Raw genomic sequence first — 21,726 nt, 5'->3', positions numbered from 1 at the left:
GATGGCAAGGGAATGATTTTGCGGTATAATGGGAATAATCAGTCAACGGATTGGAAATTTAAGAAGGCGGTGACATGGATTGAAGACCAACGTCAATATGAACAACACCTTGACCAAACTCAGCGAAATGAAAGGGACCTCCACGTTCCAGATCCTGGAGTATGAGGACCTCCGGGGAGGAAAGGATGTCCGTACGGCATTCATGCTGTCCTATATGCGCGATGCCAACATCAAGCTGCGCCAGCTGCGCATTGTGCTGAATGGAGGCGGCGTATATACGGAGTCCCGGGCGCTCAGCTTCATGCGGGGGCAGATTGAAGTGTCGGCCAATACGGGAGGGCTTCTTTCTCTTTCCAAGAAGTTTCTCACCTCGAAGATCTCGGGGGAACCGGTGATCAAGCCCCACTTCCAGGGCTCAGGAGAGCTTCTTCTGGAGCCGTCCTTTGGCCACTACGCCATGCTGGAGCTGGAAAATGAGGAGATCATCATCGATGATTCCTTATTCTTTGCCGCTGAGGATCAGGTGGAGATCGGCGTGGTCACCATGAAGACCGTGAGCAGTGCCCTCTTTGGTACCGAGGGCTTCTTCCAGACGCGCCTGAAGGGAAAAGGAATCGTCGTGCTGGAGATCCCAGTACCGGAGACGGAGATCTTCAAGTATGCCCTGGTGGATGACACCCTGAAGGTGGATGGAAACTTCTCGATTCTGCGCACCGGAGGAATCGCCTTCACCGTGGAAAAGACCACGAAGACCCTCATCGGGTCGGGGGTCACGGGGGAGGGTCTTCTCAATGTCTTTAAGGGAACGGGAGAGGTCTGGCTCATGCCCACCAAGGTGGTCTACGAGAATCTTCTTCAGGATGGTCTGCCCATGGGTGTGGGAGGTTTGGATAACACCGTGCGGGAACCCTTTCCCCATGACTCCAAGGATAAGCCCGGAGAGAAGGAAAAGTAGTCTCAACTGACGGATATGAAAGATATAAGAATGGTCAAATTCCGGATAGTATAATATAATAGAAGGGCTGAAAAGATTTTTAAGCAGTTTGAATTGAGGAAGGTATAAAATGGGAAGAATGTTTGGTACGGACGGCGTCCGTGGAATTGCAAATTCGGAACTGACTGCAGAGCTGGCATTCCAGCTGGGAAAGGCTGGCGCAGTAGTGCTGACCAAGGGCACCCATAAGCCCAAGATTTTGGTGGCGAAGGATACCCGGATTTCCGGAGATCTTCTGGAAAGCGCCATGATCGCGGGAATTCTCAGCGTTGGCGCAGAAGCAGTCTCTTTAGGTGTGGTTCCCACACCGGCGGTGGCGTATCTGGTTCGTAAGTATGGAGCCGATGCCGGGGTGATGATCTCGGCCTCCCACAATCCCGTGGAATTTAATGGGATCAAGTTCTTTGATGGGGAAGGCTTTAAGCTCAGCGATGCCCTGGAGGATGAAATCCAGAAGCTCATCGAAGACGGCTTTGTGGGCGTGCCTGTCCCCACAGGCGCTAACATCGGTCATATGTCGAGAAACCTCAGGGCCACCCAGGACTATGTGGACTTTGCCGTGAGCACCCTCCAGGGAGACCTGAAGGGGATGAAGATTGCCCTGGACTGCGCCAACGGCGCCAGCTACCGGGCAGCGGTGGAGGCCTTTGAGCGCCTGGGCGCTGAAGTGCTGGTCATTCATAATGATCCCAACGGCATCAACATCAATGAAAAGTGCGGATCCACCCATCCCGAGGATCTCATGGCCTATGTGGTGAAGAATAGCTGTGACCTGGGCCTGGCCTTTGACGGCGATTCTGACCGCTGTCTGGCCGTGGATGAGAAGGGAAATCTCGTCAATGGAGACTTCATCATCCTCATGGCAGGACTTTATCTGAAGGAACAGGGAAAGCTCAAGGATGACACCATCGTGGTCACCGTCATGAGCAATCTGGGTCTGATGCTAGCGGCAAAGGACTTGGGCATCAATGTGGCCATCACGGCCGTGGGCGACCGCTACGTGCTGGAGAATATTCTGGAGAATAACTACACCATCGGAGGCGAGCAGTCCGGTCACGTGATTTTCAAGGACTTCAACACCACCGGAGACGGCGTGGTTACGGCCATTCAGCTGGCGGGCATTGTCAAAGCCAAGGGCAAGACGCTCAGCGAGCTGGCGTCCATCATGAAGGAACTGCCCCAGGTATTGGTCAACGTGAAAGTTCCCAATGAACTGAAGAACATCCACAATACCGATGAAGAGATCAAGGCTGCCATTGCCGAGGTGGAAGCCAAGCTTCAGGGCCGCGGCAGAGTCCTCATTCGTCCTTCGGGCACGGAGCCTCTGGTGCGCATCATGCTGGAAGGCGAAAACCAGGAAGAGATCAATGCCGATGCCCACCGCATCGCGGACCTCATCCGCAGCAGGATGTAATCGAAACGAAAAGCTGATGAAATAACAGATTGACACCGATCTGTTATTTTTTCGCAATCTTTATATTCCATACCTATGGTTTAATGGAATTGAAAAGAGGTGGATGCCATGAAAAAACTCCTGATTATTTTAGCCATGCTTCTCCTAACGGCATGCGCCAGTTTTCCGGAAACCGCTGCTGCACCGGAAATGAAGGGGAATACTCCTCCAGAAGTCAGTTTGGATAAGTCACTCGCCCTGGATGCGGTGCTGAATTTCCGAACTTCAGATTCCATGGAGATGAAAAGTGAGAATCTGATTATCAAAACCTATGCGGAATTCGAGGCTTATTTAGCCGAGTATGCCGTTTTAGACAATCCGTTCTTCATCGATGAGAAGAGCTTAAGCGCCCTGAAGAAAATCGATGAGGCGACCTTTGAGAAGGACGGACTCATTGTGGTCATCCTAGTGGAAAGCTCCGGTTCCAATTCAGTTCTGGGCGAGAACCTCGTCATCAAGGGGAATGTGGCCGAGGCCTTCATTAACCGCAGGGAAGCCCAGATCGGTACTGCCGACATTGCCACAAGGCATGTGGTCTATGTGGTCAGTCAGGAAGAGCTAAAGGATGTCACGGAAGTCAAAGTAACCCTTAGCCTGAAGTAAAGTTACAACAAGATTGACAAGGAGCAGTTCCATAGGGGCTGCTCCTTTCTTTTGACAGAAAGCACTGCCGAAATTCGCCACTTTTATGTTGTAAACCCGCGGTATAAAAGGTATACTATTTTTGTTCGGAAAAAAGTTTCCGGGAATATCATGGAGAAGTACCCAAGTGGTTGAAGGGTCCGCTCTCGAAAGCGTCGTATCTTTGTGTTAACATAGAAGCCTATACCATTGATTTGACTTGTTTTCTCAAGACAAGTCCGAAAATTTAATACCGTTGTTCTCTTCATCAGTTCTCTCCTTTTTCCGAGGGATATCTGAGACCTGATGTTGAAGATAAATATTGGAGGGTTGTCCGAGAGGTCGAAGGTGCGAAACTCGAAATTTCGTGTCGGTGATGAGCCGACCTAGGGTTCGAATCCCTAACCCTCCGCCAGAAAACCCGCGGTTTTCCTCAGTTTCTGAGGGAAGCCGCTTTTTTATGTGTGTGCAGAAGTGTTTGGATTATTCTCTCCTCCCGATCGATCTGGAATCAGAGCGAACTCGTCCTTTTGGATTTCCAGCTTTGGTTCGATGACAAAATTAAGTCCATCAACCATGGCTTGTGCTGATACCAGTTTTGAGTTGAAGTCCAAATGAGCGTAAATATTTGCGGTGGTTGCAAAATCACTGTGACCTAACCAATCCTGGATCTGCTTCATCGGCACATTATTTGCCAGCAAAAGACTGGCACAGCTGTGCCTTAGGTCATGGAAACGAATCTTTCTTAAACCATGCTCCTCCAGCAGCTTGGGAAACGCTGTTGTAACATAGTTTGGGCGAATTCTTACTCCCAACTCGTTGACACAGATATAATCAAGAAATTCCTTGCTATAGGATCTGCCGCAAAGCTTGCGGTTGCTTTCTTGTTGTGCTTTGGCAGCCAGAAGTTTCTCCTTAAAAGCTGGCACCAATGGCAAAGTTCTCATACTGGATTTGTTCTTGGTTGAATCCGATGCATAGATCATCTCTTTACCATCAATGCTGAAGGATGTAACGGTGTGCCTGACAATGAGTGTGTTGTTATTAAAATCAATGGCACTCCATTTCAGACCGACCGCTTCGCTTCTTCTCAGTCCATAGAAAGCCCCAAGCAGTATAGGAATCTCAAGTTTCGTTCCTCTGGCCACTTCAAATAACTGATTCACTTCGTTTTTATCATAGAAGCTGCCAATGAATCGTTCCTGTCTTGGACGCTCGATCTTGCTGGCCGGATTAACGGGAATCACATCGATCTTCACAGCATATTTCAAAGACCTATGGATAATGGTGTGATAATGAATCACGGTGCTGGCCTTCACTCGTTTCAACTGGAGGGTATAGAAATCCTGAATATCCTTGGGTTTGAGATCAATCAGCTTGATCTTCTTGTCTTTGAAGTATGGAACAATCGGTGATTTGCACATGCTGGCATAGCTTGCGTAGGTAGTAAGCTGAATCGTGTTTTTTGCTATCTCAAGCCAATGCCCTAAAAATTCATGGAAAAGCATGTCCTCCATTGAAACCGGAATATCCGGTTCGAAGGTCTTCCGCGCTTCCCGAAGCATTTCCTGTGCCCGTTTCTTATTTCCTTTTACGGGTAACTTCGTAGAAATCCATTTGCTCTTGCGCTTTCCTTCATGGTCTCTATAGGTGAGTACCATGTAGAAATAGCCTTTCTTTTCTTGCAGGTGTCCTGCTACCATTGATAAAACCTCCTTTTTGCAGCTCCGATTACCTGCCGTTGACACTATGAGCGTAACATGGGCAGATTTATACTTGCAATGTTGTGGTGGTCATCGGACATTATTCTCATCTCTGATGAGCAGGTACGAAATCAAATATTCCTTGGGAACGAAGAGATTACGACCGATTTTTAAGGAATCGATCCTTCCTTCCCTGACGAGCTTATAACCCGTCTTGCTGCTTACATCGCATGCCTTGCTCATTTGGGGAATGCTCATTACATCAGGATACTTTTTCAGCATGCGCTCGTAGAATGCTTTTGACTTTTTTCTGTACATTTTTTTATCCTCCAATCATTTGTTCAACATCTGCCATCGCAAATGCGATTGGCTTCGAAAGACTGCCGCTGACATCTTGACCGTATCATGGGCAAGTTGCTTCGTGCAATGTTGTGGAGGTTCAAATGGACGGCTGTTCATTTCCGACTCTGAGATACGATATGATGTGTGCTTTTGGGATTCTATAGTTACGCCCAATTTTGATAAAGGTCACGTCACCGTTTTTCAGGAGCTTATAACCCGTCTTGGTGCTGACACCAAGGATTTCACACATTTGATCAATATTCATGACGTCGGGATAATCTTTGAGCATGAGGCTATAGGCGTCTTTACTGGATAAATTTGTGCTCATGCAAAAACCTCCCTTCATTTAATAAGAAACAGCCGCACCTGAATCAATGGTTCCGCTCATGTGGCGGGATTACCAGGTGCGGCTGCTGTATTTGATTCTGGTTCTTTGGATGGACCGGACAAGCGCTGGCATACGCTCTCATAGGACTTTCACCTCCCTCCATTCTGATGGCGGGCCGTACTCATTGCCTGCGACGGTTTGATCACGCTCGGACTGTGACTATACGGAAGTATAATTATCTGATGCACAAGGTCATGGCCAGTCGATCTGCCAAGATCGACCTGCAGCAATGGTATTTGTCGCTCTCTTCGTGAAACGAAGGTCATTGCGTACATGCTGCCTGGCTTGTCCTTCCGGCTCATGCACCAAAGGTATCCGGTTCTCCTATATGAAGTTGTCAAAGATCGATTTTATGAGAAGATAAAAGTCCCTCTCATAAGCCATGAGATTTGAAGGTCATTTTTAAACCCTATTCCTCAAAATTTTTCAATTCTTTTTCTAAAGTCTTCAGTCCTTGGCTAATGGACTTGCAGACAGCCATAACACTGACGCCTTCTGCCTGAGCAATCTCAGTCTTGGTCATCTCCAGAAAGTAGTAAGCATAGATTCGCTTGGCCTGAATATCGGGAAGCTTGGCGATGGCTGCATACAGCTCCTGCTTCGTCATCTTCCGCTCATAGATCTCATAGGGTGACATGGAGACAAAAATTGCTTCATGCTCGATCCCGTCATCCCGATCCAGTGAATAATGTGCCTTGTTCCAATAGACTTTTCTCTGGTAATTCTGCTCTTTGCGTTTGGATTCTTCGAAGATCTCGGCGACCTCATCATCGACCATGACAAAACAATCATTCTCATAGAACGGGTATACGTCCCGCAGATTAATCTTTTTCATTTTTATTCTCCTTCTCGTTGTTGGCTTGTTAGCAGCGAACAAGAAGGAGGCGGTGGGCTGCGGCATCTCGGTGAGACGAGACAGCCAGCTTTATTCATTTGGCTGTAAACAAACATGACAGGCTCCTTTTGGCGGGGAGCCTGTCATTGGTGGTGCACTGCCAAAAAGCTGATTACTGAATAAAAAAGGCCGGATGATCCTCTCAATTGAGTAATCATCCGGCGGTGGTAGCTCAGTGAATCGGCTCCGGTGCTCGGTATCGATTGATATTCAGTTGTTCATTACCTGCTCGTGCGGTGGTCGCTACTTCGAAAAGTGCGCCGGTGCTCCATAATCAGATAATGAGTTTATCCCTGGTCTGCGATGACCGGAATGGTTGCGACTTTTCCACACATCTCACATTTGATGGTGACAATGCCTACGCTGTCAGTAGTGACATCGAAAAGTCGCTTCCCACAATGGGGACAGTTGATGGCTTTGTAGAATTCGTCAAAGGCTTCCTTTTCTGCTCCAAGGACGATCTCTGTGGTCCTCAGACAGTCTGACTTGTAGGGGCAGACCTTTGTATTGCTGCACTTGATCAGAATCTTCAGTTTTGAGCCTTCTATGGTGTCAAAGAGTCTTCTTTCTCGATTGCATTTGATCTGGACGGTTCTCATAGGGTATCCCTCCTGTACTAGGCGTACATGATGCCGGGCATGATGACCTCATGACTGCTGTCTCCAGATGTTTTCATAGTGCCTAACAGGGAGGCTGAATAGATGGACCATTTCCCAAAGCGACCACGTATGATCTCGATGGTATCATCCAGTTTTTCCAGCCTGGCCCGTCTGGCAGCATCATCAAAGAGCATCAGCTGCTGTGGCATGAATTTGGGTTCGAGGTTGATGGCGCGAACAGTTACTGCCCGTACAAATGTATGCCAGTCGTAGTTATTTTCAAACAGATGCCGTGCCGCTGAGGCGATCTCCATGGGGCTTTGGGTCGCCATGGGCAGCTGCGTCTGATATTGACGATAGGATAGGGTGTTGTCCTTCACTGTGATTTGGATGCCATTGGCTTTCATGTCATGGACTCGAAGCCGATGGCTGATGTCCTGGGTCAGGTGGAGCATGACTTTCCACACCTCATCATTGGTTTCCAGGTCTGAGATGCAGGTCGTGCCATGACCGATGGATTTTACCGGTGATTGAAAGTCGTTTGGCATGACTCGGGATAAATCCTCGCCATTGGCAAAGAACCAAAGCATTTCACCGTTCTTTCCGAGGGTACTCTTTAGAAAATCCCTGGGTGCTCTGGCCAGCTCTCCAATGGTCCGGATGCCGTAGCGGGCAAGTTTCTTGTCCGTTGCTCGTCCTACATAGAAGAGATCAGAAACCGGCAGCGGCCAGACCTTCTCTTGATAGTCACAGCGATTGATGACAGTGATGGCGTCCGGCTTCTTCATGTCGCTGCCAAGCTTAGCGAAGATCTTGTTGTAGGACACGCCGATGCTGACGGTAAGACCTAACTCCTCTCGAGTGGTGCGCCGGATATCCTCCGCAATGGAGAGAGCGCTTCCGCAGATACCTAGACTGCCGGTCACGTCCAGCCAGCATTCATCCATGCCATAGGGCTCAACCTGATCCGTATAGCGCTGATAGATCTCCCGGGTAAGCTTTGAGTATTTCAGATACTGCTCATATTGCGGTGGAACCATGATGAGACCTGGGCATTTCTGTCTGGCTTCCCAGTTGACCATGCCTGTCTTGATCCCGGCTTTCTTGGCTTTTTCGGATTTGGCCAAGACGATGCCATGGCGGTCCTCGGTTGATCCGCAGACTGCAATTGCTTTATCTCGAAGTGTTGGATTCAGCATGATTTCTACGGATGCATAGAAGCTGTTCAAGTCACTATGCAGAATTGCGCGGTCCTTACTCATAAAAAGCCACTCCTTCCAAGGGTTTCTATAACTTCTTCGTTGACAGATGAAGTTTGCGAAGGTATAATGAAGATAACTTCATCTTGTAGCTCAATATTAACAGGCTAATGAAGAATAGTCAATACAAAAATGAAGTTAACGAAGTTATATTCATTACGGGAGGCAAGGAAATGAAAACTTTCTCAGAGAAGATCAAAGAAGCTCGAGAGGAATTGAAGCTCAATCAGCAGCAACTGGGTGAGCTTGTCGGCGTTTCAAAACGTTCCATTGCTGCATACGAAACAACGGACACCAAGCCTCGTGGAAATATCGCCAGAAAGCTGGCTGCGGCTCTTCAGGTATCCGTAGACTTTCTGCTCAATGATGAGATCATAGATCCGAAATACGGTATAGAAAAAGCTCCCTATATTGAGGAAGCTCGGGAACGGCTGGGGCCAAAGGCAGCCAAGGAAATGGATGTTCTCCTGGAGCAGAATGTGGCCTTGTTTGCTGGCGGAGCCCTGGATCAGGAAGCCAAGGATGCTTTTTTTGAAGCTGTCATGAAGGCGTATTTGAAGTGTAAGGAAGAAGCCCGGAAAACTTATGGCCGAAAAAAAGAAACGGATTAATATTTCCTCGTTCTTTGTTTTCAACCAGTTGACCATTTTATCGTTCACTGTCCGTATTTTTGTACTGACACTTTGATTTAATGATAGTGAAGGATCGTTAGCGGGATGAGTATTTGATTTTATATCATTTGAAGGTGATTACATGTCGATAGAGATAATTTGCCGGGAAGTATCCCGCATAATGCGAAAATTTGATGAGCAAGATCCATGGAAACTGGCTGAAGCTATGGGAATCATCGTTCAAGTAATGCCGCTTGGCAGTACAGAGAAATCGTGTAAAGGGTTCTTTCTGCGACAATCAAGAAAAAAGCACATCACCATCAACAGCGACCTGCCGGAGCCGATCCAACGGATTATCCTGGCCCATGAAATCGGTCATGCTGTCCTTCATCATGAAGCAACAAAGATGAGGGCTTTCCATGATTTTGCATTGTATGATACATCATCTCAGATGGAGTATGAAGCGAATCTGTTCGCTGCTGAATACCTGCTGGAGGATGACGAGGTAACAGAACTACTCAGTGAGGACACCTTCTTCTTCTCTGTTGCCAAGGAACTGGAAGTGTCTCCTGAACTGCTTGACTTCAAATTTCGGATTCTCAAGCGTAAAGGCTGGCTGATCGAATCTCCAATCCAGTCCAATAGCAATTTTCTTAAACACCTTTCGGATCGGGGTGAGAACACGTGACTCCACAGGCTAAAGTCTATGTAGCCGTCATAGCTTCCTTCTCTGAAGACGGGAATCTTTTCCCAAAGCGCCTCCGCTGGGAAGATGGCCGCGAATATTCCATCGAAAAGGTCCTGGATGTCCGCCCAGCAGCTGCGTTGAAGGCTGGCGGCCAAGGTGACCGATATACCGTCCAAATCAATGGTCATCAGAGTTATCTTTTCTTTGAGCGAAGTCCAAATATCAGCGGAACAAACCTTGGAAAATGGTTTGTGGAACGAAAATAAGCAATTTCATCATAATTGATATCGCCGACAGACCAACAGCTGATCGGCTTTTTTATTGTAAAAATACTTCTTACCATACTATTATTACGATTTCGCAAACTTATTATTGCTATGTCAAAGAGGGTTGGTTATAATTAACATATGTATGAATTTGTGATATCAATCCTAATAGAGGTGAAGGGCAATGATTATAAGCTATAAAAAACTTTGGAAGCTCCTAATCGACCGTGACTTGAAGAAAAAAGACCTTAGAGAGATGGCAGGTATTAGCCCTTCAACAATTGCGAAACTTGGGCGAAATGAGAATATCAACACGGAGGTCATTATCAAAATTTGTCAGGCTTTGAAATGCGATATTTGCGACATGATGGAGATTATTGATAATAAATCATCAGATGTAGAATCCAACGAAGATGAATACAAGTCTTCATCTTAAACAAATATATTGGTAATTACGAAATAGCAACAATGTCTTGATGATTACTCATGGATATATTTGGCAAAATTGCTTCAACTAATATCGATTAATTTTGAGAGGATGAAAACGATGCGTACAATCAATGAAATGCTAAAACCAAGAGAAAATGTATTTTCTGACACTGCCAGGGAGGATGTGCTGAACCTCACCGATCTTGCAGAAAACAGAATTGATGCGAATAAATTCTTCGGAGAAAACTTCCAAACCCAAGGAATGACAGTGTTATTTGATACTGCATTTGCTCGCTTTAAAGGCGAATCTGACACCGGTGTTATTAAGTTGACACAGGCTATGGGCGGCGGTAAAACTCATAGCATGTTAGCTCTTGCTCTGTTGGCTCAGAATCCTGAGATAAGAGAAAATCTCCTCGGACCTACTTATGCAGGAATCGGTGATATCCGAGTTGTTTCATTCTCTGGCAGAGAAAATGCTGATTTCGGGATTTGGGGTAGCGTCGCGGAGCAACTCGGAAAGAAGGAGTTCTTTAAGGACTATTATTCCCCTCTCAAGGCACCCGGTGAAAAGTCATGGGTTGAACTGCTTAAGGGCCAAAAGACTTTAATCTTGCTGGATGAGTTACCTCCGTATTTGGAAAATGCCAAGTCAATTATGGTTGGCAACTCTGACCTTAGCAAAGTCACCATGACTGCGCTCTCAAATCTCTTCACAGCATTGGGTAAGGAACAGTTGGCGAATGTATGCCTGGTTTTCTCTGACCTTAAAGCAGCGTATGAGTCAGGCAGCGAATTATTGCAGTCAAGCTTCCGTGAACTTGAAGCCGAAGCGAACCGAATAGCAATCGAAGTAACGCCTGTGGCTCTTAACAGCGATGAGATATACCACATTTTGCAGAAACGTCTATTTGAAGATGCAAGTGGCTTCGAATACTCACTGAATATCAATGATGTTGCCATTGCTTACAAAACAAGCGTGGAAAAAAGCAAGAAACTCGGGTTCACAAACTACACTCCAGAAACGGTTTTTAAAGGCATCAAGGACTCCTATCCATTCCATCCATCAATCAAAGATCTTTATGCCCGGTTCAAGGAAAACCAAAATTTCCAACAAACACGAGGCCTGATTAAATTGATGCGCCAGATTGTCCGCCAATTCTATGAAAGCGGTATGGCAAAAGAGAATTATTTGATCAACGTTTTTGACTTTGATTTGAATGAACAAAAAATGCTTAGTCATATCCGGCAGATCAAGCCCTCTCTAGAAGAAGCAATCAATCATGACATTGCACAGGATGGTAAGTCCATTGCAGAAGTAATCGATATAGAGAAGCCTGAGAATAAAGGTGTTACACAGAATATTGCAAAGCTCCTCCTCGTGTCTTCTTTATCCACAGCAAATCATGGATTACTCGGCCTCACCGAATCAGAAATATTCGGTTACTTAAGTGCGCCTAATACAGATATTAACGAGATCAAATCCAGTCTGGAAGAATTGAAGACTCTTTGCTGGTATATGAAACAAGACAATCGTGGCAGGCTGTATTTCCAAAACACAAAGAATATGGTTGCCGAGATGAACACCCTTGTTGACAGTTACACTAATGAGAACGCTAAAAAGGAACTTAAGCGCATACTGGAACAGAACTTCAGTCCCAAACTAAAAGTTTGCTATGAAATGCTGTATGTACTCCCTGCAATCGATGAAATTGATCTGGATCAGAATAAGATTTCTCTGGTCATTTATGAGCCATATCCCGGCAGTGATCTGCATCCTGAGCTGAAGAAGTTCCATGACAATATTTCACTGAAGAATAGAGTCATGTTCCTTTCCGGACAGCGCAACATGATGGAAAAGCTTTATGGCAATTCAAAGAAACTCAAAGCTATCCAGCAAATCGTTGACAACATGGCAAACGAAGGCGTTCCCGCTTCTGATCAGCAATATAAAGAAGCTGAAGCTCAACTGGATAAAGCCATTCAAGCATTATTCTCAACGATCAGGGAGACGTTTGTTGCGCTTTATTATCCAACCAAGAATGGAATTGAGCTTGCAGAATTTAAACTTGAATTCAAAGAAAATAAATTTAACGGCGAAGAACAGATCATAAGCTGCTTGACTGATAGTTCTAAATACGAGGCCTTCTCAAAGGATGACCAGTTCTTGGAGAACCTTCGCAAGAAGTGCGAAGCTAGACTGTTTACCATCAAAGAACTGCCCTTCTCTCAAATAAAAGAGAGAGCTGCAACGACAGTGGCTTGGCAATGGTATCATCCGGATCAGCTTGAAAGCCTGAGACTGGATTGCATCAAAAAAGATAAATGGAGAGAAATCAATGGTTATCTTGTAAAGGGACCGTTTGAGAAGGACCCTACTTCTGTTGTTGTAGAGCAGATATCATATGATGAAAAGACCCAGGAATTTACCTTGAAAATCCGAGGCATCGGCGGCAAGGTCTATTACGACATCGGCAGTGATCCAACTTCCGCATCTAAAGAAGTAATGGATCAGGTTTTAGTGACCGCAGAACCAGCTATTCGCTTCGTCTGTATTGATCCAACAGGGGAAAGAAAAACCGGTGATGTCGTTGAGTTCACAGGTAGTGTTCCAATTAAATATGGGCAAAGGAATACACCGAATGGCGATGTAATGACGCTGGTCACTAATCCAAAGTATGTTGTGAAATATACAACTGACGGTAGCGAACCTAAAGAAAATGGTGGCATCTATAACGATGAATTTGTGCTTCCTCAAGACAGCAAATACGTAAGAGTCGCTGTTTATTACAAGGATAGATTGCTTGAGGAAAAGAGTATCTACGTCACAAAAGGCGGCGGTGCTAAACCAGCAAAAACGATTGATAAGAGCAAGGCGCTCGCCTACCGCTATCATAATAAAAAACAAATGGGAGATACTGAAGCGAGTTATAAAGAGCTGGCTCTTCTCTCGAAACTTGATGGAGTCCTTATCAAAGGGGCTACAGCAGAAATTTATAATAAAACAAATACGGATCATTATATTGAGTTCAATGCAAGTGTTCCATATTGGGCAGGAGATCTTCAATCGCTGATAGATCTTGTTCGAGATACCAGCTTTAAGGAAACTGAAGTTATTGTTGACTTTGGTTATAAAGAGCTGATGTTCTTGACTGGAGAATTATTCACGCAATGGCTTGATATGAACAAATTTGATTTGAACAATCTCATAAAGAGTGGGGAAATCATACAATGAGCAACACATATTATGGGTTTGGATATGATCCAAAGGAAAGCGAAAATCACTTCTACGTGGTTGTTCCCAAAGAGGCAACTGCAGAAGTTGAGATTTACGAGCGTTTTCATTGGGACATAGACGAACAAAAAATAAACAGTAAGGACATCCTGAAACTCAGGATGTCACGATATAAATGGTCAAAGCTTTCAAACGATGTTGCAGCTGAGTTCAATGCAAGGCTGAAGGCTGACAAAAAGCCAACTGGCAGATTTATAGTTGGAGAAACACCTGTAGAGAAGTTGTTTGGGAAAGAATTAATGGTCCTGCTTTGGGGTGTTGAAAACAATGATCCAGCTGGAATACCAACTGCCATTCGAAACTGGAAGGGCCTCCAGCCTGAAGAACGCTGGTGGCTGTATACTATGACAAATGCAAGCACTGGAAAAATCAATGATAAACGCGGATGGCGCATGGCTTTGCGTTATGCGCTTTGTGAAAATCCAGTAGATGAATCAAATCAGATTTCATTATTTACTGATTTGATGGGAGGAGAATAACATTGGACAATCAGATGTCATTTATTGAAAAGCAGTTTCCTGTGAGTAAAGTAAGCAAAGAAAGCTACAAAGAGAGAAAAGCTAATAATGGTCAAACTTTAACCGGCCTTGGAAAGTGGTGGGGACGAAAGCCCCTAATTCTAGTCAGAGCTGCAATTTTAGGTTGTCTTATGCCCTGCAGTGATAATCCTAAGGCTGATATGGATATTTTTCTTAAAATATTATCGATGGATAATGACGGACTAATAGATCGAAAACAAAAATCGTTGTCTGCAAAAGAACTTTACGAGATCGCCCAGGGCAACAAGCATTTTAGACAGTTTCTAAATGAATGGTTTGAAGTAGATGGAGCAAAAGTCAAAATTCGCAATGGGCAAGACAAAAATGACATTGAAATGCGGTTATTCAAAACGCTGGGTTATGATGACAAGCTGAAGTATTGCGTGCGTCCTGAACAACTTGAGACGCTTCGGAAGGACAGTTGGAATGCAATCAATCATCACCTCGGAACAAGCGCCAAATCATTAAATGAACTTGTCGAACAACTTTCAATGCAAAGGTATGGCCGGTTAATTACTGTTGGTGACTGTTTTTCTGGAGGCGGAAGCATTCCTTTTGAAGCTGCCAGAATTGGTGCAAAGGCTTATGGAAGTGATTTAAATCCAATTGCGGGTCTACTTACCTGGGCAAACATACACATTCTTGGCTCAAATGATGATGAAGTAATAGAGATGAAGTCATTTCAAGAAAAGATATTTAATTCAGTTAATGCCGAGATGTCAAAATTAGGTATTGAACATAATGAAAATGGAGACAGAGCCCTTAGCTATCTGTATTGTGTTGAAGCAAAATGCCCGGAATGCGGAATTAAAGTACCCCTAGCTCCTTCGTGGTTAATCGGGAAAGGAACAAAGACGGTAGCTATTCTTTCGAAAAATGGGAATAGATATGACATTAGTATAAAAATGGCAGCCTCATCGAAAGAAATGCAAATTGCTTCAGAGGGCACAATAACAAGCAAAGGTCTAGTATGCCCAAACTGTAGTATGACTACTCCTATTTCTATCTTGCGTGGAGATCGAGTTGATCAAAACAGCAATACAGTATCTGGTTTACGACAATGGGAGAAATCCGACTTTGATTTTCTAGAGGATGATATATACAATGAACGACTGTATGCCATTAAGTACGAAACAAAAGATGGACAGAGATATTATCGTGCTCCTAATGAACGAGATTTGGCAAATGAATTAAATGTGAAACAAATTGTTTCAGAGAATATTGTAAGTTGGCAGGAACAAGGGCTTGTCCCAAGTATGGCAATAGAAAGCGGATATAATACTGATCAGGTTATCAGAGAACGAGGTTGGACACACTGGAATCATCTATTTAATGCGCGACAACTTTTGATTGGGAAAACTTTATTATCTGCAGTTGAAAAAGAAAAAAATACAAAAAACAAAGTTGTGGGGCTACTTGGTATCAACAAATGTGTTGATTGGAATTCAAAACTTTGTATTTGGAACGCCGGTATTGGCAATGAGAAACTGCAGAACACCTTCACGACTCAAGCTCTTAACACACTGTTTAATTATGGTTGTAGAAGTTCAGCAGCAATTGATACAACTTGGTTCTATGCAATTAACCAAAATCAAACTTATAAAAATTCTCTAGTCGAAATAACAGATGCACGTGACGTTAATACCATATCAGATTTTTGGATTACAGATCCGCCATATGCAGATGCTGTGAATTACCATGAATTATCGGAGTATTTTTTAGCATGGGATAAACGTCTATTGCAAGAGATTTTCCCACAATGGTATACCGATTCTAAGCGCATCTTAGCGGTGAAAGGTGATAACCATTTCTCCCATACAATGATCGATATTTATTCGAACCTAACAAACCATATGCCAGATGATGGAATGCAAGTCGTTATGTTTACACATAGTGATCCAGCAGTATGGGCGCAGCTTGCTTTAATAATGTGGAAATCGGGTCTGAGAGTTACTGCTGCTTGGAACATCGCTACTGAAACCGAAAGTGGTGGTTTGAAAGATGGAAACTATGTAAAGGGGACCGTACTTCTCGTTCTACGAAAGCAAACTGGCGATGACATGGCATTTTTAGATGAAATAAATGCCGACATTCGAGCCGAAGTTAGAAGACAAATTGCTAGCATGTTAGAACTTGAAAATAAAGAGGAACCTAATTTTACCGATCCAGATTTTGTACTGGCAGCCTATGCAGCATCACTTAAGGTATTGACATCATATAAAACTATCGAAGACCTTGACCTTGATTACGAATTAAATTTGGCCATAAATAATCCTGCTCAAAGCAGCATTGTAAAAATAATCGAGGCAGCTAAAAAAATTGCTTATGATTGTGTCATACCTTTAGAATTTGAAAGCTATCTGTGGAAAGACCTATCAAATGCTGAGAAGTTTTATATTAAAGGTCTCGAAAGCGAAAAACACGGTAATTATCAGATTAGCACTTATCAAGAGTTTGCAAGAGGCTTCAACATAGGTGGATATGGTCAAATGATGGCTAGCGAAAAGGCCAATACTGCAAGACTTAAAACTCCAGTTGAGATGGCTGGTAGAACCATTAGTGAAGTACCTGATTTCGAAAACTCACTGCTTCGGACAGTATTTATGGGAATTTATACAGGAATCAAGGAAGATGAAAATCCATCAAGAGCGCTCGGCTATATAAAAAATGAGTTGCCGAATTATTGGGATAAACGAGACATGATCAAACAGCTACTTAGCTTCATCAAAGATACCAAGGACATTGATAATATGACTCCGCACTGGGAGCAAAGCGCAACAATGGCTGATTTGTTACATTCACTTGTTACCAACGACAGCATTTAAAGGGGGAATAGTCTATGAATCGCTATTCTTCAAGGAGACATAAGTTAGATCAGCAATTTTTGAATGAAAAACTGAAGAATGCAGTATCTTACGACAGGATCGCCGGTTATTTTTGCTCCTCCATTCTTGAAGTTGCTGGAGAAAGCATTGAAAACGTGGAAGGCAAAGTCCGTGTTATTTGTAATTCCGGACTTCTGCCGGAAGATATTGCAGTGGCTAACTATGCCCAAAAAATGAAACAGGAATGGTGCGAATTCTCTCCAGAAGAAAAATATACTTCACCTGAAAGCAGTATCCGTCTTTCTTCTCTTTATCGTTTGCTGAGCAATGGAAAGCTTGAAATCCGAGTGATTCCTGACCAAGTTTTTGGTCTTATGCACGGAAAGGCTGGAGTAATCACTTATAAAGATGGCTCTAAAACCTCTTTTCTCGGGAGTATCAATGAAACTAAGAGCGCCTATACACTAAATTACGAAATGCTGTGGGAAGATGATTCAGAGGAATCTGTAAAATGGGTTCAAGATGAATTTGATTATTTCTGGAATAGTCAATATGCAGTGAACCTGGCTGATTTTATTGTCAACGACCTCAACAGAATTTCAAAGCGTATTGTCATCGGTCTGAAAGACTGGAGAGAAAATTCCGATGAAGTGGTCCCTTCAGCTGCAGTCGAGGAACCGGTTTATCGAAAAGAATTTGGTCTTTGGGAACACCAAAAATATTTTGTCGAGCTTGCTTTCAGAGAGCACAAAAAGGATGGTGGTGCTCGGTATCTTCTCGCTGACCAGGTTGGGCTGGGAAAGACTCTGCAGCTTGCAATGTCTGCAAAATTAATGGCTCTCTATGGTGATAAGCCAGTTTTGATTATTGTGCCCAAAACTCTTGTATGGCAGTGGCAGGACGAAATGAAGACACTGCTAGATATGCCAAGTGCTGTTTGGACCGGTTCAGGTTGGCAAGATGAAAATGGTTATTTCTATCAAGCCGATAGTGTTAGATCCATACTTAAATGCCCGAGACGAGTAGGCATCATCTCACAAGGCCTTGTGTCAAGAAGAACAGAAGCCGCTGAATTGCTTGCTCAGAAAGAATTTGAATGTGTCATTCTCGATGAAGCGCACCGCGCACGACGTCGAAATCCAACTAAAGATCCTAACAAGCACAAGGCAGATCCAAATTATCTATTACAATTTCTTAATGCGATTACTTTTAAGACCAAGAGTCTTCTCTTGGCAACAGCTACTCCGGTGCAGATTCATCCTATTGAAGCATTTGATCTGATAAATGCTTTAAGTCTCCCGACCTTCAAGGTTATGGGTGACATGTATAGTGAATGGCATAAAAAGCCCCAATTGATGCTTGATATGGTTTGTGGGAAAGAGCCTTATCCAGAGAGCGAAATCACAATGTGGGACATCATTCGAAATCCCCTACCAACCAAAACTCCGTCAGCACAAGATAGAGTAAACCGCATTCGGGACAGGCTTGATATTTCCGATAAAACCTATGTCTTGCCTGCTGATTATTACGCATCCCTTTCGGGCTCAAAGAAGGATAGCATCCGGACTTTATATACCACGGACGAATTTATAGCAAACTACAATCCGTTTATTCGCCATATCGTGAGGCGAACAAGGGATTTTCTTGAGAATACAATCAATCCAGCGAGCGGTGAGACCTACCTTAAAAGAATTCTGGTCGAACTATACGGCGAGGGCGACGATGGCGCAATCCCCCTCGAGGGATATTTGAGGCAAGCCTACTCAAAGGCACAGGAATTTTGCACCTTGCTTTCATCCCGCGTCAAGGCGGGCGGCTTTATGTCAACTCTTATATTGAAGCGTATTGGGAGCACGATCATCGCTGGTGATAATACAGCGAAGAAAATGCTTGCCTGGACAGAGGCTGGAAAAGAAATATTGCAGGATGAATTTGATGTAATTTTTGAGGAAGACGATGATTTTGAAGAAAGTGTCAGCGAGGTAAAGAATCTAACGGATGCTGAAACCGAATGTCTTCGCGAACTCGTAAAAATGCTTTCCCTTAATCATGATAACGATCCTAAGTATATCAAGGTCCTCGATATTCTAAGAAATGGTATTGATGAAAGTGATAAGCCCTGGAAGGATAGCGGCTGTATTATATTCTCTCAATACTATGATAGCGCTTATTTCGTGGCTGAAAAACTTTCGAAAGATCTATCCGATGATGTGATTGGACTCTATGCAGGCGGAGATAAATCCGGATATTTTCTCAACGGTACTTTTCGCAAAGACTCAAAAGACAGTATCAAGGCCAAAGTAAAAAACCATGAAGTTAAGATCCTCGTCGGGACTGATGCAGCCAGCGAAGGTCTTAACCTCCAGACGCTCAGTACACTGATTAATCTTGACTTGCCTTGGAATCCGACAAGGCTAGAGCAGAGAAAAGGTCGTATCCAGCGGATAGGCCAAGTCGCTCCCAAAGTAAAAATTTTCAACATGCGATATAAAGACTCTGTTGAAGATAAGGTCCACACAGTATTATCTGCCAGACTAAAAAACATCAAAGATATGTTCGGACAAATCCCGGATACATTAGAGGATGTTTGGATTGACGTTGCCTTGAATAACATTGAAGAGGCAAAAGAGCGCATCGACAAAGTTCCGGACCAAAATCCATTTACAATCAAATACGAGACAAAAATACCTGCAACAGAAGATTGGGAAGCAAGTACATTTGTCTTGGATCATGATGAAAAGCTAAAGCAGTTGTTGATTGGATGGTAGGAAAATCCCTCTCAAAACTTGAAACTTGACTTGTTTCGGAAATGAGAACCGTATTAGAGGACTAAGAATATCTCAACAAGATCTTAAATTGGAGGTGTCGGTTTGATTCTGTCAGATAATGAAACAAGAATTGATATGCTAAATAATCACGCTATTGCAAAAACAGTTGCTGAACTCATTAAAGAGTGTGACGACCGTCCAATCTCTATAGGGATTCACGGGGATTGGGGTGCCGGTAAATCAAGCATCTTGGCGATGGTTGAGGATGAGCTTTCAGAAAAGAAAGACGGCATTGAGTGCATACGCTTCAACGGTTGGAAACATCAGGGTTTCGAGGATGCCAAAATCGCTTTGATGAGCGCGGTTGTATCCGAATTGGCGGAAAAGCGGAAACCGACCGAAAAGGCTAAGGACATATTAAAAAAGCTATGGAAAAACATAAACTGGCTTAGTGTCGCCAAAGCGGCGGGTAGTGTTGCTTTTTCCGCCTCTACTGGCTTTCCCCCTGTTGGCTTATTAAGCAACATCTTAGATTACCTCAAGGGCTCGGTATCCGATAAAGAAAAAGTAACGACTGCCATTGATAGTGTTGGGCAATATCTTATGGACGCCAAAGTGTTTGAGGATAATTCCCTGGCAAAGGAATTTTCTGAATTCCAAAAGTCTTTTGATGAGTTGCTGGAAGAATCAAAGATTAAAAAGCTCGTGGTACTCATTGATGATTTGGACAGATGTCTGCCCAAGGTCACAATCGAGACACTGGAGGCTGTCCGCCTGTTTATGTTCTCAAAGTCTACGGCCTTCGTTATAGCGGCGGATGAAGCTATGATTGAGTATGCGGTTCGCAATCACTTCCCTGACCTACCCGAAGACGACAACATTCGGACAGGATTCGAATACTCGAAGCGATACCTTGAAAAGCTGATTCAAGTGCCGTTTCGTATCCCTGCATTGGGTGAAATCGAGTCCGGAATGTACATAACCTTGCTTTTGATAGGATCTTGTTTAAAAGAGGATAGCCCGGAGTTCGATAAGCTATTAGCGGTCGCGATCGACAAGATGAAAAAGCCGTGGGAGAACTTAGGCTTTACGAATGAACAAATTAAGGTGGCTCTTGGCGAGACTTTTACATCTGTAACAAATGAGATAACTGTATCAAACCAAATAGCAGATATATTGGCTAAAAACACTCAAGGTAATCCACGAAAAATCAAGCGTTTTATAAACATGTTATTGTTGCGAGATAAAATCGCTACAGCAAGGGGATTTGGAGATTCCATTCAAATCCCTATACTGGCAAAGATGATGCTCGCGGAATACTTCTTTGTAGACGAATATAAAAAAATAGCCGCGTTAACGGATGACAATGGGAAGTGTTCTCTGCTTCGTACCTATGAGCTTCAAGTCACCGAACCTTTTAAGGAAGAAACGCCATTGGATGAGGGCGCTGAAATATCAAAGGCAGATAAGCCAAAAACAACTACATTAATATCCAAGCCCGAAAGAAACAAAGACTTGGAATCGTGGGAGAACAACGCTGATTTTACCGCATGGGTATCAATCGAACCTCACCTGGGTGAAATCGACTTGCGTCCATATTTTTTCGCCAGTAAAGAAAAAGAAGACTTTTTCTTCGCACAAGTCAAATCCGAACAACTCCGGAACCTTATCAGTAAGCTGATGGGCAATGAAATGAATGTAGCAAGCGCAAATGATGATATTAAGGCATTATCCACATCAGACGCTAAAATAGTCTTTGAGATTCTATGTGCAAAAATCTCCCGGAATGGCGGCATCGCTAATAAGCCTGCTGGAATCGAGGGTGCTAAGGCGCTTGTTACCCTTCATGGTGAATTAGAACCATCTCTGATAAGTCTGATAGAGACTTTTGATCGCAAGAGCGTTGGAGCATGGATTTGTACCGGTTGGGATAAATGCGTGACTTCAGAAAAAGCAAAAGCAAGTTTGAATGCATATTTTGAAAACCTGTCTAAAGAAGGAACCGATTTTGTTAAGGCTGCGTTGAAAACTCTGAGGAAGTGAGGCACATG

Annotated in this window: 18 protein-coding genes and 1 tRNA gene; 13 read left to right on the top strand and 6 right to left on the bottom strand. The window is 44.0% G+C overall.

Going from position 1 to position 21,726, the window contains the following annotated elements; genetic code table 11:
• The first annotated feature begins 79 nt into the window (after nucleotides 1–79).
• The 4 genes from KCG48_RS11605 to KCG48_RS11590 all read left to right on the top strand — a co-directional run bounded on the left by KCG48_RS11605 (nucleotide 80) and on the right by KCG48_RS11590 (nucleotide 3,483).
• On the top strand, nucleotides 80–955 hold the full coding sequence (locus tag KCG48_RS11605) for an AIM24 family protein (RefSeq protein ID WP_211802368.1): 876 nt from the start codon (nucleotides 80–82) through the stop codon (nucleotides 953–955).
• A gap of 109 nt (nucleotides 956–1,064) precedes the next feature.
• The gene (gene glmM / locus KCG48_RS11600) at nucleotides 1,065–2,408 is read left to right on the top strand and encodes a phosphoglucosamine mutase (protein WP_211802367.1); all 1,344 of its coding nucleotides are present in this window, start codon (nucleotides 1,065–1,067) and stop codon (nucleotides 2,406–2,408) included.
• Nucleotides 2,409–2,516: 108 nt separating this feature from the next.
• Nucleotides 2,517–3,050, top strand: a complete 534-nt coding sequence (locus KCG48_RS11595) for a hypothetical protein (protein WP_211802366.1) — start codon at nucleotides 2,517–2,519, stop codon at nucleotides 3,048–3,050.
• Nucleotides 3,051–3,392: 342 nt separating this feature from the next.
• A tRNA-Ser gene (locus tag KCG48_RS11590) sits at nucleotides 3,393–3,483 on the top strand.
• 43 nt (nucleotides 3,484–3,526) lie between these two features.
• Here the strand turns inward: KCG48_RS11590 and KCG48_RS11585 are convergent.
• The 6 genes from KCG48_RS11585 to dinB all read right to left on the bottom strand — a co-directional run bounded on the left by KCG48_RS11585 (nucleotide 3,527) and on the right by dinB (nucleotide 8,257).
• Nucleotides 3,527–4,771 carry a tyrosine-type recombinase/integrase gene (locus tag KCG48_RS11585; protein ID WP_211802365.1) on the bottom strand — a complete coding sequence of 415 codons (1,245 nt, stop codon included), beginning with the start codon at nucleotides 4,769–4,771 and terminating at the stop codon, nucleotides 3,527–3,529.
• A gap of 90 nt (nucleotides 4,772–4,861) precedes the next feature.
• On the bottom strand, nucleotides 4,862–5,089 hold the full coding sequence (locus KCG48_RS11580; protein ID WP_211802364.1) for a helix-turn-helix domain-containing protein: 228 nt from the start codon (nucleotides 5,087–5,089) through the stop codon (nucleotides 4,862–4,864).
• A gap of 121 nt (nucleotides 5,090–5,210) precedes the next feature.
• A complete protein-coding gene (locus tag KCG48_RS11575; protein WP_211802363.1) occupies nucleotides 5,211–5,441 on the bottom strand; it encodes a helix-turn-helix domain-containing protein in 231 nt (76 codons plus the stop codon).
• A gap of 469 nt (nucleotides 5,442–5,910) precedes the next feature.
• Entirely contained in the window at nucleotides 5,911–6,336 is a 426-nt protein-coding gene (locus KCG48_RS11570) for a sigma-70 family RNA polymerase sigma factor (protein ID WP_211802362.1), read from the bottom strand.
• Between the two features lie 347 nt (nucleotides 6,337–6,683).
• Nucleotides 6,684–6,995, bottom strand: a complete 312-nt coding sequence (locus KCG48_RS11565; protein ID WP_089609006.1) for a hypothetical protein — start codon at nucleotides 6,993–6,995, stop codon at nucleotides 6,684–6,686.
• Nucleotides 6,996–7,012: 17 nt separating this feature from the next.
• Nucleotides 7,013–8,257, bottom strand: coding sequence for a DNA polymerase IV (gene dinB / locus KCG48_RS11560; RefSeq protein WP_211802361.1), 1,245 nt, complete (start codon nucleotides 8,255–8,257; stop codon nucleotides 7,013–7,015).
• A 170-nt stretch (nucleotides 8,258–8,427) separates the two neighbouring features.
• Here dinB and KCG48_RS11555 point away from each other — a divergent pair, with 170 nt between their 5' ends.
• From KCG48_RS11555 to qatA, 9 genes are all read left to right on the top strand, one after another.
• Complete coding sequence (locus KCG48_RS11555; RefSeq protein WP_211802360.1) at nucleotides 8,428–8,865, top strand: helix-turn-helix transcriptional regulator; 438 nt, start codon at nucleotides 8,428–8,430, stop codon at nucleotides 8,863–8,865.
• A 181-nt stretch (nucleotides 8,866–9,046) separates the two neighbouring features.
• Nucleotides 9,047–9,553, top strand: coding sequence for an ImmA/IrrE family metallo-endopeptidase (locus tag KCG48_RS11550; RefSeq protein ID WP_230977111.1), 507 nt, complete (start codon nucleotides 9,047–9,049; stop codon nucleotides 9,551–9,553).
• Nucleotides 9,550–9,819 (top strand): hypothetical protein, encoded by a 270-nt coding sequence (locus KCG48_RS11545; protein WP_211802358.1) that lies wholly within the window; start codon nucleotides 9,550–9,552, stop codon nucleotides 9,817–9,819. The genes KCG48_RS11550 and KCG48_RS11545 overlap by 4 nt, the downstream gene beginning before the upstream one ends.
• Nucleotides 9,820–10,003: 184 nt before the next feature.
• On the top strand, nucleotides 10,004–10,255 hold the full coding sequence (locus KCG48_RS11540; RefSeq protein WP_211802357.1) for a helix-turn-helix domain-containing protein: 252 nt from the start codon (nucleotides 10,004–10,006) through the stop codon (nucleotides 10,253–10,255).
• Between the two features lie 111 nt (nucleotides 10,256–10,366).
• Nucleotides 10,367–13,483: a DUF499 domain-containing protein gene (locus KCG48_RS11535; protein WP_211802356.1), complete on the top strand. Its 3,117-nt coding sequence runs from the start codon at nucleotides 10,367–10,369 to the stop codon at nucleotides 13,481–13,483.
• Nucleotides 13,480–14,022: a DUF3780 domain-containing protein gene (locus tag KCG48_RS11530; RefSeq protein ID WP_211802355.1), complete on the top strand. Its 543-nt coding sequence runs from the start codon at nucleotides 13,480–13,482 to the stop codon at nucleotides 14,020–14,022. Before KCG48_RS11535 ends, KCG48_RS11530 begins: the two co-directional genes overlap by 4 nt.
• Nucleotides 14,023–14,024: 2 nt before the next feature.
• Nucleotides 14,025–16,907 (top strand): anti-phage-associated DUF1156 domain-containing protein, encoded by a 2,883-nt coding sequence (locus KCG48_RS11525; protein WP_211802354.1) that lies wholly within the window; start codon nucleotides 14,025–14,027, stop codon nucleotides 16,905–16,907.
• Nucleotides 16,908–16,921: 14 nt separating this feature from the next.
• The gene (locus KCG48_RS11520) at nucleotides 16,922–19,675 is read left to right on the top strand and encodes a phospholipase D-like domain-containing anti-phage protein (protein WP_211802353.1); all 2,754 of its coding nucleotides are present in this window, start codon (nucleotides 16,922–16,924) and stop codon (nucleotides 19,673–19,675) included.
• 102 nt (nucleotides 19,676–19,777) lie between these two features.
• A complete protein-coding gene (qatA, locus tag KCG48_RS11515) occupies nucleotides 19,778–21,718 on the top strand; it encodes a Qat anti-phage system ATPase QatA (RefSeq protein WP_211802352.1) in 1,941 nt (646 codons plus the stop codon).
• Nucleotides 21,719–21,726: the final 8 nt, after the last annotated feature.

The organism is Proteiniclasticum sediminis (assembly GCF_018128025.1).
GTDB classification, from domain to species: domain Bacteria; phylum Bacillota; class Clostridia; order Clostridiales; family Clostridiaceae; genus Proteiniclasticum; species Proteiniclasticum sediminis.
Note: the sequence above shows the minus strand (reverse complement) of the source record. Positions and strands in the feature narration are given on the sequence as shown.